This window comes from Arcobacter pernae (assembly GCF_049472135.1).
Taxonomy (GTDB): Bacteria; Campylobacterota; Campylobacteria; order Campylobacterales; family Arcobacteraceae; genus Arcobacter_B.
The window spans coordinates 211,605-223,734 of the sequence record NZ_JBMOVV010000002.1; the positions used below are offsets into that span (position 1 = coordinate 211,605).

General features: G+C 27.7%; 14 protein-coding genes. 6 read left to right on the top strand and 8 right to left on the bottom strand.

All coding sequences use genetic code 11. The features are described 5' to 3' along the window. Positions 1-7 precede the first annotated feature (7 nt). Both ACH5BF_RS03565 and ACH5BF_RS03570 read right to left on the bottom strand, forming a co-directional pair. Positions 8-409, bottom strand: a complete 402-nt coding sequence (locus ACH5BF_RS03565) for a c-type cytochrome (RefSeq protein ID WP_423272776.1) — start codon at positions 407-409, stop codon at positions 8-10. A 3-nt stretch (positions 410-412) separates the two neighbouring features. Continuing rightward, the gene (locus ACH5BF_RS03570) at positions 413-1,042 is read right to left on the bottom strand and encodes a LysE family translocator (RefSeq protein ID WP_423272777.1); all 630 of its coding nucleotides are present in this window, start codon (positions 1,040-1,042) and stop codon (positions 413-415) included. 110 nt (positions 1,043-1,152) lie between these two features. Between ACH5BF_RS03570 and ccoG the strand changes: the two genes are divergently transcribed. Further along, positions 1,153-2,502 (top strand): cytochrome c oxidase accessory protein CcoG, encoded by a 1,350-nt coding sequence (ccoG, locus tag ACH5BF_RS03575; protein WP_423272778.1) that lies wholly within the window; start codon positions 1,153-1,155, stop codon positions 2,500-2,502. Here ccoG and ACH5BF_RS03580 read toward each other — a convergent pair. Both ACH5BF_RS03580 and ACH5BF_RS03585 read right to left on the bottom strand, forming a co-directional pair. Then, positions 2,499-3,809, bottom strand: a complete 1,311-nt coding sequence (locus ACH5BF_RS03580; RefSeq protein ID WP_423272779.1) for an ATP-binding protein — start codon at positions 3,807-3,809, stop codon at positions 2,499-2,501. The genes ccoG and ACH5BF_RS03580 overlap by 4 nt on opposite strands. Beyond that, positions 3,802-4,482, bottom strand: coding sequence for a response regulator transcription factor (locus ACH5BF_RS03585; protein ID WP_423272780.1), 681 nt, complete (start codon positions 4,480-4,482; stop codon positions 3,802-3,804). The genes ACH5BF_RS03580 and ACH5BF_RS03585 overlap by 8 nt, the downstream gene beginning before the upstream one ends. A gap of 41 nt (positions 4,483-4,523) precedes the next feature. Between ACH5BF_RS03585 and ACH5BF_RS03590 the strand changes: the two genes are divergently transcribed. From ACH5BF_RS03590 to ACH5BF_RS03605, 4 genes are read left to right on the top strand one after another with little or no spacing between them, the layout of a single operon-like run. Beyond that, positions 4,524-5,057: a methylated-DNA--[protein]-cysteine S-methyltransferase gene (locus ACH5BF_RS03590; protein WP_423272781.1), complete on the top strand. Its 534-nt coding sequence runs from the start codon at positions 4,524-4,526 to the stop codon at positions 5,055-5,057. 33 nt (positions 5,058-5,090) lie between these two features. Next, positions 5,091-6,500: a phosphomannomutase/phosphoglucomutase gene (locus ACH5BF_RS03595; protein WP_423272782.1), complete on the top strand. Its 1,410-nt coding sequence runs from the start codon at positions 5,091-5,093 to the stop codon at positions 6,498-6,500. Further along, positions 6,475-7,200 (top strand): carbon-nitrogen hydrolase family protein, encoded by a 726-nt coding sequence (locus ACH5BF_RS03600; RefSeq protein WP_423272783.1) that lies wholly within the window; start codon positions 6,475-6,477, stop codon positions 7,198-7,200. Before ACH5BF_RS03595 ends, ACH5BF_RS03600 begins: the two co-directional genes overlap by 26 nt. Beyond that, positions 7,193-7,648 (top strand): low molecular weight protein-tyrosine-phosphatase, encoded by a 456-nt coding sequence (locus tag ACH5BF_RS03605; protein WP_423272785.1) that lies wholly within the window; start codon positions 7,193-7,195, stop codon positions 7,646-7,648. The genes ACH5BF_RS03600 and ACH5BF_RS03605 overlap by 8 nt, the downstream gene beginning before the upstream one ends. A 5-nt stretch (positions 7,649-7,653) precedes the next feature. On the opposite strand, the gene ACH5BF_RS03610 is transcribed toward ACH5BF_RS03605, so the two are convergent. Next, the gene (locus ACH5BF_RS03610; protein ID WP_423272786.1) at positions 7,654-9,630 is read right to left on the bottom strand and encodes a S9 family peptidase; all 1,977 of its coding nucleotides are present in this window, start codon (positions 9,628-9,630) and stop codon (positions 7,654-7,656) included. 143 nt (positions 9,631-9,773) lie between these two features. Further along, a complete protein-coding gene (locus tag ACH5BF_RS03615; protein ID WP_423272787.1) occupies positions 9,774-9,983 on the bottom strand; it encodes a hypothetical protein in 210 nt (69 codons plus the stop codon). Between the two features lie 162 nt (positions 9,984-10,145). Between ACH5BF_RS03615 and ACH5BF_RS03620 the strand changes: the two genes are divergently transcribed. Then, entirely contained in the window at positions 10,146-10,643 is a 498-nt protein-coding gene (locus ACH5BF_RS03620; RefSeq protein ID WP_423272788.1) for a transglycosylase SLT domain-containing protein, read from the top strand. Positions 10,644-10,676: 33 nt separating this feature from the next. Here the strand turns inward: ACH5BF_RS03620 and ACH5BF_RS03625 are convergent, their stop codons facing one another. After that, the gene (locus ACH5BF_RS03625; protein ID WP_423272789.1) at positions 10,677-11,174 is read right to left on the bottom strand and encodes a helix-hairpin-helix domain-containing protein; all 498 of its coding nucleotides are present in this window, start codon (positions 11,172-11,174) and stop codon (positions 10,677-10,679) included. Next, complete coding sequence (locus ACH5BF_RS03630; RefSeq protein WP_423272790.1) at positions 11,174-12,010, bottom strand: OmpA family protein; 837 nt, start codon at positions 12,008-12,010, stop codon at positions 11,174-11,176. The genes ACH5BF_RS03625 and ACH5BF_RS03630 overlap by 1 nt, the downstream gene beginning before the upstream one ends. Positions 12,011-12,130 lie beyond the last annotated feature (120 nt).

Below are 12,130 nucleotides of genomic sequence, written 5' to 3' on the forward strand. Positions count from 1 at the left end.
GTAGTTCTTACTTAGAAGTTAAAATCTCATAATTTATATATTCTGCCATTAATTTTATCTCTTCTTTTGTGTATTTGTTCATCTGAAAATTCATGGCTAAAAACTTCTTCTTTTTATTTTTATATGCAAGTAAAGAATTATAAATTTCATTTTCATTCATATCCTTTACTAACCTTTTAGCATTTGTAGAGATTTCCCAATTTTTACCATGACAATTTTTACACTCTTTTACAAGTAAAAGACCCTTTGAGATAAACTCATCACTTGGCTTAAGCTTTTTTGCAACCCTATCATAACACTCAAGCCTATCTTGGTTCTCATTTAAAACTGAACATCTCTCAATCTCATCTTTTAAACTCATTGAAAAAACAGATGTTACTAAAGCAATATATACAATTATAATTTTCATTTTTTACCTTTGTGATAATGCAAGTTTTATTCCAAGTCCTACTAATACAAAAGAAGTTAAGATGTTCATATATTTTACAATATTTGGGTTTTCTAAAAGCCTTTTACTAAGTAGATTTCCAGCTATTCCAATACTTGAAAAAACTATAATAGTTAAAGCCATAAAAATAGCTCCTAAGATAATCATTTGCATTGGTACATTTCCTGCTTGTGTATTTACAAATTGTGGAAGAAAAGCCAAAAAGAAAATAGATACTTTTGGATTTAAGATATTCATCACAAAACCCTTAACATAAAGCTTTTTAAGCTCTTTTGTAGAGTTTTGAGCACTTAAATCAAGTTTTTCATTTCTATATTTAAAAGCTTGATATGCAATATAAAGTAAATAAGCAGCACCTGCAAACTTTACTATATTAAAAGCAAGTTCTGAAGTTTGAAAAATCACAGATATACCAAAAGCTGCTGCTGATGTATGGATAATAAGACCTGTAGCTAAACCTAAAGTAGTAACAATCGCAGCTTTCTTACTTTTTGTCATACCTTGTGTTAAAACATAGATATTATCAGGCCCTGGGGCTAAACACAATAAAAATGAAGCAATTATAAACATATAAAGCTCTGTTAATTCAATCATAAAATACCTTTATAAAATTATATTTTATTGTATCAAAAAAATAGAAAAAAGATTTTTATACCACCAAGTGAACACCAAGTAGTTATAAAATCTTTTAAAAGGAGTTTTATATGAAATATACACAAAAGAGGTATCTTACTTATTCAATTATCAGTTTAGTAGTTTTTTTAATGCCATTTATTACAATCAATGGTAACCACTTATTACTACTATCATTTGAAAAAATGCAGTTTCATTTTATGGGATTTGCTTTTAATGTAAATGAGCTTTATATAATGCCATTTTTATTAATGCTTTTATTTATTGGTATCTTTGCTATTACATCAATGTTTGGTAGATTATGGTGTGGCTGGGGCTGTCCTCAAACTATCTTTAGAGTTATTTATAGAGACCTAATAGAGACAAAACTTTTAGGGCTTAGAAGACACAAAAATAAACAAAAAGATATTGACTACTCAAAAAAATCTAATCAAATAAAAAAATATGTAGCCATATTAATCTGGGGATTTTTATCGCTTGTTGCAGCTTCAAACTTCTTATGGTATTTCGTACCACCTGAAGAGTTCTTTGCAAAACTTCAAGATCCACTAAACCATACACTTTTAATAATGTTTATTTTAAGTATTGCACTATTTTTAATCTATGATGTTGTTTTTATGAAAGAGAACTTCTGTGTTTATGTATGTCCATACTCTAGAATTCAATCTGTTCTTTATGATGATGACACAAAGCAAGTTGTTTATGATATAAACAGAGGTGGAGAGATTTATAAAGATAATGTAAAATCAATCTTCAAAATGAAAGAACTAGAGAAAAATGATGAGTGTACTACTTGTGAAGCCTGTGTTAAAGTATGTCCTACGCATATTGATATTAGAAAAGGTTTACAAGTTGAGTGTATCAACTGTTTAGAGTGTAGTGATGCTTGTGATACAGTTATGGGGAAAATGGGTAAAGAGTCGCTTATTCATTGGGGAAGTACAAATGAAGTTATAAAAAAGAAAAAAGTATCAATCTTCTCAAAAAGAAATATTGCTTATTTTGTATCACTGGCTTTATGTGTGATACTTACAGCATCGTTTGCATCAACAAAAGAGTATTTCTTAGTAAACATAAATAAAACAACTAAACTTTATAGTATTAAAGAGGAAAATAAAGTTTCAAATAACTATATCTTGACATTCCATAACACAAGTGATAAGCCCTATACTTTTGCTTTAGAAGTTGAAAATAAAGATTTTTATATCAAAAGATTTAAGCCATTTAAACTAAAAGCTAATGGTAGAGTTAAAAAAGTAGTGATTTTAGAGACTAAAAAGAGACTTTTCTTATCAGATAGAAAAGATACGGCTTTAAATATAAAACTTAATATCCTAACAAAAGAGAACAAAGAGGCTAAACTTGAAAAAGAGTTATCTTTTATCTATCCTAGAAATTCACTTTTCAAAGAAAAGAATTAATTAGCTTTTTCCAAAAGGAGGGTAAATAAAGCTCCCTCTTTTTGATTTACTACTTCAATTTTTCCTTCAAAACTATCTTCTATTATTTGTTTTACCAAATAAAGACCTATACCTAAACCTTCATTTTTTGTTGTGTAATAAGGCTCGAAGATTTTGTTTATATTTTTTATTCCACCTGCATTATCAGCTATTTTTATTACTACCTCAGCACTTGATGAGTCTAAGTCTAGATTTATTATTGGTTTTTCTATATTTATAAGCTCATCCTTTGAGTTTGTCAATAAAGATAAGATAACCTGCGAGAGTTCATTTAAAATACCATGAACTTCAATATTCTCGTTTGTATTTATATTAAAATTCAACTGGATATTATGCTTTTTTAAATCTGGTTCTATTATAGTTACAGCTTTTTGTATTGCCTCTTTTACTAAGAAATTCTTTTTCTCTTTTGATGGTGTATAAAACTGCCTAAAATCCTCTATTGTTTTAGATAAATACTGTAACTGTTCATTTGCTTGTTGTGTTTTTTTATAAAAAAACTCCTCATCTAACCTATTGTTTTCATATCTTTTTTTTAGATTCATCAAGATATACGAGATATTATTTAAAGGCTGTCTAAACTGATGGGTAATATTTTGAAGCATTTGACCTGTTTTAGCAAGTTTTGACTGCTGAAATAGCATCTCTTCATAGTTTTTACTTTGTTGTTTTAAACTGTTGTATCTATAAGCTACTGACATAGTAAATAAAACTGCTTCTATTGCAAAAGCTACTATTACTAAGTCCATATAACCGTTTGTTGTGTAGAAACCTTTAAAGTCCCAAATAAAAAGTATCAAACAAAAAACAGACCAACCTAAAACATAAACTAAAGTTGGTTTAAATCCTTGCTTTAGATTAAAAATCACAGAGATAAATAAAACAGCATAAATAATAGTATAAGGCAAATACTCAAAAAGCATATAGTGATAAAAAGCTGTAAGTATTACTACGTTTAACAAAAAAGTATTTAGTATTAACTCTTTATAGTTTGTAATCTTTGGTATAAACTTACCCTCATAGAAATTTACAGCAAAAACCAAGGCACTTAAACTAGCAATAACTAAAGCTAACTCTTGTACAAAAAAACTAATATCAAATAGTGAACTATATGCCACTATATATAAAAGAGAAGCTATTTGCATCAAACAATAACTTATATAAAATATCTCTTTAGAGTATACATACCTAATAAAAGTATATACTATTGTCATCAATACAATACCAAAGGTAATACCATAAGTTAATACAAGGGCTAAATCATACATCTATTTTATAACCCACTCCCCATTGATTTGAGATAAGCTCTTTTGGGATTTTGTTTTTTAGATTTTTAACTAATGTCTTTAGAGCATCCTTACTCATAACATCATCTCTCCAAACATAGTTTTCAATCTCACTATGGGTTACAAATCTATTTTTGTTTTTTAAAAGTAGTGATAAAAAATCAAGCTCTTTAGTTCTAAGCTTTACTAACTCTTCATCTTTAAATAAAGTTAGATTAAACATATCAAAACTAAACTGCTCATCTAACTTGATGATATTTGAGCTATCTTCTTTTAAAGCATTTACACAAAGACTTATTGCTTCATCAAACTTTTTATCATCTACAGGCTTTACTAGATACTTTACAAGCTGTAACTCAATAGCCTTAAACAAATAGTCTTTATCACAAAAAGCAGAGATTACTATAACTTGTACTTTCTTATCTTTTTGTCTTATTCTTTGAACAAACTCTAAGCCATTTAGTTTTGGCATTTGTATATCTGTGATTATAATATGAGGTTGCTCTTTTTCATAAAGTTTTAAAGCATCTAAAGCATTACTTGCTTCATATACAAAGTCAAAATAGTTTTCTAAATACTCTACACCATTTTGTCTTGCTATATCATCATCTTCAACAAATAAAACTTTTATATTTTTAGTATCAATATTTTGCATATTTGTATTATATCTTAATTTCTTTATGATAAAATCCCACCATGAGAGAATATAAAACGCAATCAAAAGAGATTATTTTAACAACAACTATAGATACCCCTTTAGGGCAAATGTTTGCAGCAGCTACAAAAAAAGGTTTAGTGATGTTATGTTACTTTACACCTTTTAATATTGAAGCTAGAATTGATACTTTAAAGAAGAGTTTTAATGTTGATGTTATTCCATCAAACTGTGAGTACTTTGATATGTTAAGAGTGCAACTTGATGAATACTTCAATAAAAAAAGAACCACTTTTGAATTACCTATGCAGTTAGTTGGTTCTACTTTCCAAATACAAGTATGGAAAGAGCTTCTAAAAATACCTTATGGAAAAACTGCAACTTTTGAGAAAATAGCCTCACAAATAGAAGGTTTAAAGTCAAAAAAAGCCTTAGAGAGTCCTTGTGCTCAAAATATGCTAAATATTATTGTTCCTTGTCATAGAGTTATGAAAGAAGAGGGTGTTTCAAATATTTATGCAGGTGGAGATGAAAAAAAAGAGTTTCTACTTAATTTAGAAAATAAAAAATCTTAAGTATAATACAAAAAATTATTAAGAAGTGAAGAATTGATAGATAAAAATATTTTTAGACAGTATGACATTAGAGGAGTTGTAAATACACAACTTACTAAAGAAAACACAAAACTTATAGCTTACCATTTAGGAAAACAAATCCAGAAAAAAAGCTGTGAAAATGCCTATGTGGTTGTAGGGTATGATGTAAGAAAACACTCAAAAATGCTTTTCAAAGCCCTTATTAGTGGACTAAATGCTTCAGGATGTAGAGTCTTAAACTGTGGCTTAGTAGCAACTGGTGTTAACTATTTTGCTTCTTTCCAAAGTTTTAAAATAAAAAAGCAAAACATTACACCAAATGCTTCTATTATGATTACAGGAAGCCATAATGCAAAAAAATATAATGGCTTTAAAATAACAGTAAACAATGAACCTTTTTTTGCAGATGACTTAATAAAGGTTTATAAACAAATCAAAAAAAAACCTGATATAAAAATCAAAAAAGATTTAACTTATGAAAAAATCAATGCAAGAAAACTATATATAGATTACATGGTTAAACAGTTTTCACACTTGCAAGGCTTTAAAGAGAAGTTTGCAATAGATTGTGGAAATGGCGTTGCTAATACTGTTATTTGTAAAATACTTGATAAGCTTGATTTAAAGTATAAAGCTTTAAATACAATACCTGATGGAAACTTTCCAAATCACCATCCAGACCCATCAAAAGAGAAAAATCTTGCTAGTTTAAAAAAACTTCTAAAAGATGATATAAATCTTGGTTTTGCATATGATGGAGATGCTGATAGAATTGCTGTATTAACACAAAAACACAATATAAAAGGTGATACTTTAGCCTATCTTTTCTCACAAACTATGAAAAATCCTGTGATTATCGGAGAGGTTACATACTCTCAAAATATCTTTGATGAGATAAATAATCATGGTAAAACAGTTATGGATAAAACAGGTTATTCAAACTTAAGATTAAAACTAAAAGAGTTAAATGCTGACCTAGCAGCAGAAGTATCTGGACATATTTTCTTTAATGACAGATATTATGGATATGATGATGCTATATATGCCACACTTAGAGTACTAGAACTTGTTTACAAAGGTGTAAACCTTGATAAGCAAATAGCTAAACTTCCAAGTGTTTACACAAGTCCTAATATAGAAATGTTTATAAATGAAGATATTAAATTTACTTTAATAAAAAAACTAAAACAAGAGATTAAAAAGCCTCAAAGGGGATTTCCTGTAATAAAAGAGGTAATAAAAGTAGATGGTATTAGAATAGTATTTGAGTATGGTTGGGCACTTGTTAGAGCTTCAAACACAGAACCAAAACTTGTAACAAAATACGAAGCTACTTCTCATGCTACAGCTATTTCTTATCAAACAGCTGTAGAAAACTTAATAAAAAAGGTATTAGATGAACTTAATAGCACTTCAAGTTAAAACAAGTGAAAATTTTCAAAAGAATTTAGAACATTTAAAAAGCTTGATTTTAGAGTGTGAAGAAAACTCTATTATTTTAGCTCCCGAAATAGCTCTTAGTGGTTTTTGTTATGACCGTATGCAAGAAGCCTCACAATTTAGTATAAAAGCCATAGAAGAGATAAAAGAACTTGCTGTTAACAAAACTATATCTTTGACTTTTATCACTAAAAAAGACGATAAGTTTTTTAATACTTTACATGTGTTTCATAATCAAAAGATTTTACATACTCAATCAAAAGTACAACTATTTCCTTTGGGAAATGAATTGGAGCATTTTGAAGCAGGAGATAAAGAAGATATTAAAATCCTTGATATAAACGGTTTAAAAGTAGCCACTTTGATTTGCTTTGAGCTTAGATTCCCACAACTTTGGGAAAAAGTAAAAGGTGCTGATATTATTTTAAATCCTGCTATGTGGGGACTTAAAAGAAAAGACCACTATGAAACTATCTCAAAATCTCTAGCACTTGTAAATCAATGTTTTGTAATAGCAAGTAATAGTGCAGATGATAATATGGCAAAAGGAAGTGCTATTATCTCACCTTTTGGGAATGTAGTAAAAGATGATGATAAAGAGATTATCAAAGTAAATGCCGATTTAAGTGAAATAAAAAAAGTTAGAAAATATATAAATATAGGATTAGATGAAAATGAGTAATGTAAAATCAATTATCTTTGTTTGCCTTGGAAATATTTGTAGATCTCCAATAGCTCAAGGAGTAGGGCAAAGATATGCAAAACAAAATAACTTAGATTTAAATGTACAAAGTGCAGGAACAGGTGATTGGCACATAGGTGAGCCTCCTTGTGAAAACTCTATAAAAGTTTGTAAACAAAATAACCTTGATATTTCAAAACAAAGAGCACAACAAGTAACTATAGAAGATTTAAAAAATTATGATTTAGTTGTAGGATTAGATGACTCAAATATAGCTAATCTTAAAAAATTAGGTGCTAAAGATGTATTAAAACTAGGAGATTTTGGATTTGATGGTCAAGATGTACCTGATCCATACTTCTTTGAAGGCTTTGAAGGTTTTGATAAAGTTTATGAAATGATTGAAATTTGTGTAGAAAATCTTATTAAACAGAAAGTATCAAATTAGAAAAACTAATTTGATACTTCAAAACACTTAGCAAAAAATCCTAACATTACATTATATAACTCTATTTGATTTCCTACTCTTGCAAAACCATGACCTTCATCATATTTTACTAAATATGGAACTTCTAAACCTTTAGCTCTCAAAGCTTTTACTATTTGATCTGACTCATTTATATTTACTCTTGGATCATGTGCTCCTTGAACTACTAAAACATTTTTAGTAATTTTTTCTGCATTTAAAGCAGGAGAAACTTCTTTTATGATTTTTAACTCTTCTTTATCATTTGGGTTATACCACTCTTGAAAAACTTGCTTTTTATATGGTTCCCAGTAAGGTGGAAAAGAGTTGAAAAATGTCAATAGATTAGAAACACCAACATAATCAACTCCACATTTGTATAAATCAGGTGTTTTAATTAGACTTCCTAAAGTAGCTAAACCACCATAACTTGCTCCGTATATTGCAATATTTTTATCATCAATCAAATTAAGTTTTTTTACATGAGAGACAGCATCTTCTAAATCATTTAACATAGCCCTCCCAATTTGCTTATGTCCTGCGATTTCAAAAGCTCGACCAAATCCACCAGAACCTCTATAGTTAACTTGAAGTGTTGCATATCCTCTTGATGCAAATAATTGAACCTCACTATTAAAAGTCCATATATCTCTCACACCATAAGGTCCACCATGTGGATTTACAATTAGTGCTGGTTTTTTAATATCATTTGGTAAAGTTAAATAAGCCTGAATCTCTAAACCATCTCTAGCTTTAAACTCAAAAGAGATAGTCTTTGCCATTTTATCTTCTTCTAAAAATAGCTTTAAATGAGCAAGCTTTCTAAAAGCATTTTTTTCTAAATCATAAAGAAAATATGCTCCTACTAATCTGTCACTATTTACAAAAAGTAAATACCTTTTCTCATCTTCACTTATATCCTCAACTCTAAACTGGTAAGTACTAAACTGCTTTTGAAATTTTTTATGAAGTTCTTTATAAACTGAAGAAATAGGCTGTATAGTATATTTATCTGAGTAATATGTAAAGTAGTCAATTTCATAGTTTCTAAGTTTTGAACCTGTTACTCCTTCTAAATCATATTTCTCATTTCTAAATACTTCTCTAATCAAATTCTCATTTTTTAAATCATATAAAATCAATGTTGAAGTATTATATTTCTCATTTCTAACTAGAATATATGCATCATCAGGATACGGTGTAGAATAATCTAAAATAATAAAATTAAATGAGTTTTTCCAATTAGTATTACTTATTTTCTTAAACTCTTTTTTCTTATTTTCCTTATAATATAAGACATTGTCTATTCCATTTACTAATTTTACGAAAGCTATTAAAACTCCATTTTTATCAAAATAGTAAGAAACAATTGGATTTTTCATATCCTCATTTGAATAAAGTAGTTCATACTCGCCTGTATTGATATTAATTTTATATGGTTCGGCAATTTGCTTATTATTTTTATTCATTAAAATAATAATATGGTTCTTGTCTTTTTCCAAAGGATCTAATAAACTAACTTTTACATTCTCAAAAGGCGTTAAAGCCTTTTGTTTTTTAGTATTTATATTAACTGAGAATATTTGATAGTTTTCATTTCCATTTATATCACTTGCAAAAATAATTGAAGAGTCATTGGCCCATAAATAAGATGCTATTAACCTTTTAGTATCTTCTGCTAAAAGTGTTTGTCTTTGATTTTTATCTATATTTAGAATTTCTAAATACTTATGTCCATCTTTCATTATAAAGTAAGATAAATATTTGCCATTAGGAGATAATCTTAAATCACTTTTTTTTGGATTTGAAAAAAAATCTTTTAAATCATACTCGAAGTTTCTAGTTTCAAAACTTGCAATTTTTTGAAGCTCTTCTTCTGAAGAGACTAAACTTTTATCATGATTTATTTCATTTGAATAAGCAAAAATTGATAGTAGAAAAATAATTATACACTTATTATACATAATAACCACCTTTTTTATTTATGGTTTACTCTACTTAAGTGAGAATTAAAAAAGACTTAATTTATTAGAATTATTAATTTTTTGTGTATTTTATAAAAGTTTAAATGTAGTAGTTTGTAGTTTTTACTAAAAAGATAGATTTCTTAATCTATCTTCATAGCTTCTTTGATTTCTTCAAAAGGGATACCATTTTTTTTAGCCATTTGGGCCATATTTACAATTCTTACTATATGATTTGGTATACTTTTGTATGTTGTAAAAGTTGTAGCTTTTACACCTATATTTTCTGCAAAACTCTTCTGTGAAGAGAAACCTATTTCTTTTATTGTTTTCTTAAATTCTCTTTTTTCCAATTTCTATAACTCGTTAAAATTTTTTCGGAATTATATTCTTAAAAGCTAAATACTAGATTAAATTAAGGCATAAAACTAGTAATTTATAGCAAGAATTTGACAAATAATTCGATTTTATATATAATGCGCGCCAAATTTAAGTGAAAATAAAGGAGAACCTTAATGAATTTGAAAATAATTCTGTTTGTTTCACTGCTATTTACAAATATCTTCGCAACAAATTTTAATGCATCTAAACTAACAAAAGAAGATATAAGAATGTTAAAAATGATTAAAGAACAAGGTGCAAAATATGGGTTAAGCTACTCATTAATGGCTATTGCTATTAAAGAGTCATCTCTAGGTAAATACCTTGTAAATGTTAATAGTAAAGACTTTGGTTTATACCAAGCTAATATCAAAACTGTTATTAGTAGAGAAAAAGTAAAAGATACTTCATGGAATAGAAATAGATATGCTATGAAATTAATCTCTGATTTTGATTTTGCTACAAAAAATGCAATTGCAGAATTAAAATACTGGAAAAAAGTTCATAACAATAATTGGAGAAGAGTATGGAGTAGTTATAACGGTGGATGGAGTTATAACTCAAAAAGAGCTAGAAAATACTCTAGAGAAATCGCTTCAATTATTAGACAATTAAGAGCTGCTAACGTTTAATAATAAACTAAATATGACTTTTATTAGTTATATTTAGTCTACTTCAATCTCATTATCCTCAACTTTCTGAGAATATACTGTTTGTTTACCTGATGACAAAATTCTTGCTTGGTCAACCCATTGATATTTTTTAACACAACCTGGAAGTTGTAAAAACTCTTCAACCCAATCAGCATTTTTACTTGTCCACTTTGCAATTTGATCAAAATGGAAAATACCAATATGATTTAAATCCTCTTCAATCTTAGAGTTAATACCTTTTATCTTTTTAAGATTATCTTTTCCTGATTGTCTTGGTCTTGCTAAAATTAATGGTTTATTATCAACACTTGAATTCTTTTTGAAAATAGGATTAATGTTTGATCTTCTTGCATTTGGTTTTAAACTTGCACCATCATCTAAACTTTCTGTATTATCAACAGGTGGAGTATAAGAATCTTTAGTAGCTCTACCTAAAAAGAAGCCTATTAAAAGACCTATAAATGCTGCTATACATAAATTTACTACAATTAACGAAGCTATCTCAAACATCAATTCTCTCCTATAATATTTATTTCTACTCTTCTGTTTATCTCAGATAAACCATTTTTATCATCTTTTGCTATTGGGAACTTCTCACCATAACCAACTGCTTTTAAATTCTCTTCTTTAACACCTAGCTTTATTAACTCTTTTTTAACGCTATTTGCTCTATCTTGAGAAATTCTTAGGTTTAAAGAAGCTCTTCCTCTTGAGTCTGTATGTCCTGCGATTTCTATTTTTAGCATTTCATACTCTTTTAGAATATCTGCAACTTTTTGTACACTTGAAAAAGACTCTTCTGTAATATCTACACTTCTTCTTTTGAATACAATTTTATTCTCTTTTAAAATTGTATTTATCTGTTCTTGTATTTCAGTTGCACTTAGTTTTGGCTCTTGCTCAATAGTTTCTTCTTCTACTACCTCTTCAGTTGTTTGTAAATCTTCTGAAGTTTCAATAGCGCTATTTTCTACTTTTTCATCAGCTTCAATACTAGAAGAAGTCTCAGTGATGTTTGTTTGTTCATCAAGAGCTTCATTATTTGAAGTTAACTCTTCTTGAACTTTTTGCTCATCTATTTCTTGATTTTCTATCTCTTCAGAAGAAGACTCTTCTTTTATTGTTGGATTATCTTTTAATATGTCATCTTTGATTTTTAATGCTTTTGTTTTTATATCTTCAATATATTTGATAATAGACTCTGTATCAAAATCAATAAATTTCTCATTTGAAATAGCTTCTTGACTACTTGTTTGAACTTTACTGTAATCAAAACTTGCTACAGTATAAATTATTAGAGCAATTAGCATAATAAATAATGAAAAGATTTTAGTTCCAAATGACATATTTTACTCCCTAAAAAAGGTAGATTATTTAAAAGCTATATTATATATAAACTTTATAAAAAATAACTGTAATAGTGAGTTTTATAAATATAAATTCTAACTTATATATATAAAATAGTT

Excerpts from the sequence above, each read along its gene's own strand:
- ACH5BF_RS03565 (WP_423272776.1), bottom strand. The coding sequence starts at position 409 with ATGAAAATTATAATTGTATATATTGCTTTAGTAACATCTGTTTTTTCA.
- ACH5BF_RS03570 (WP_423272777.1), bottom strand. The coding sequence starts at position 1,042 with ATGATTGAATTAACAGAGCTTTATATGTTTATAATTGCTTCATTTTTA.
- ccoG (WP_423272778.1), top strand. The coding sequence starts at position 1,153 with ATGAAATATACACAAAAGAGGTATCTTACTTATTCAATTATCAGTTTA.
- ACH5BF_RS03580 (WP_423272779.1), bottom strand. The coding sequence starts at position 3,809 with ATGTATGATTTAGCCCTTGTATTAACTTATGGTATTACCTTTGGTATT.
- ACH5BF_RS03585 (WP_423272780.1), bottom strand. The coding sequence starts at position 4,482 with ATGCAAAATATTGATACTAAAAATATAAAAGTTTTATTTGTTGAAGAT.
- ACH5BF_RS03590 (WP_423272781.1), top strand. The coding sequence starts at position 4,524 with ATGAGAGAATATAAAACGCAATCAAAAGAGATTATTTTAACAACAACT.
- ACH5BF_RS03600 (WP_423272783.1), top strand. The coding sequence starts at position 6,475 with ATGAACTTAATAGCACTTCAAGTTAAAACAAGTGAAAATTTTCAAAAG.
- ACH5BF_RS03605 (WP_423272785.1), top strand. The coding sequence starts at position 7,193 with ATGAGTAATGTAAAATCAATTATCTTTGTTTGCCTTGGAAATATTTGT.
- ACH5BF_RS03610 (WP_423272786.1), bottom strand. The coding sequence starts at position 9,630 with ATGTATAATAAGTGTATAATTATTTTTCTACTATCAATTTTTGCTTAT.
- ACH5BF_RS03620 (WP_423272788.1), top strand. The coding sequence starts at position 10,146 with ATGAATTTGAAAATAATTCTGTTTGTTTCACTGCTATTTACAAATATC.
- ACH5BF_RS03625 (WP_423272789.1), bottom strand. The coding sequence starts at position 11,174 with ATGTTTGAGATAGCTTCGTTAATTGTAGTAAATTTATGTATAGCAGCA.
- ACH5BF_RS03630 (WP_423272790.1), bottom strand. The coding sequence starts at position 12,010 with ATGTCATTTGGAACTAAAATCTTTTCATTATTTATTATGCTAATTGCT.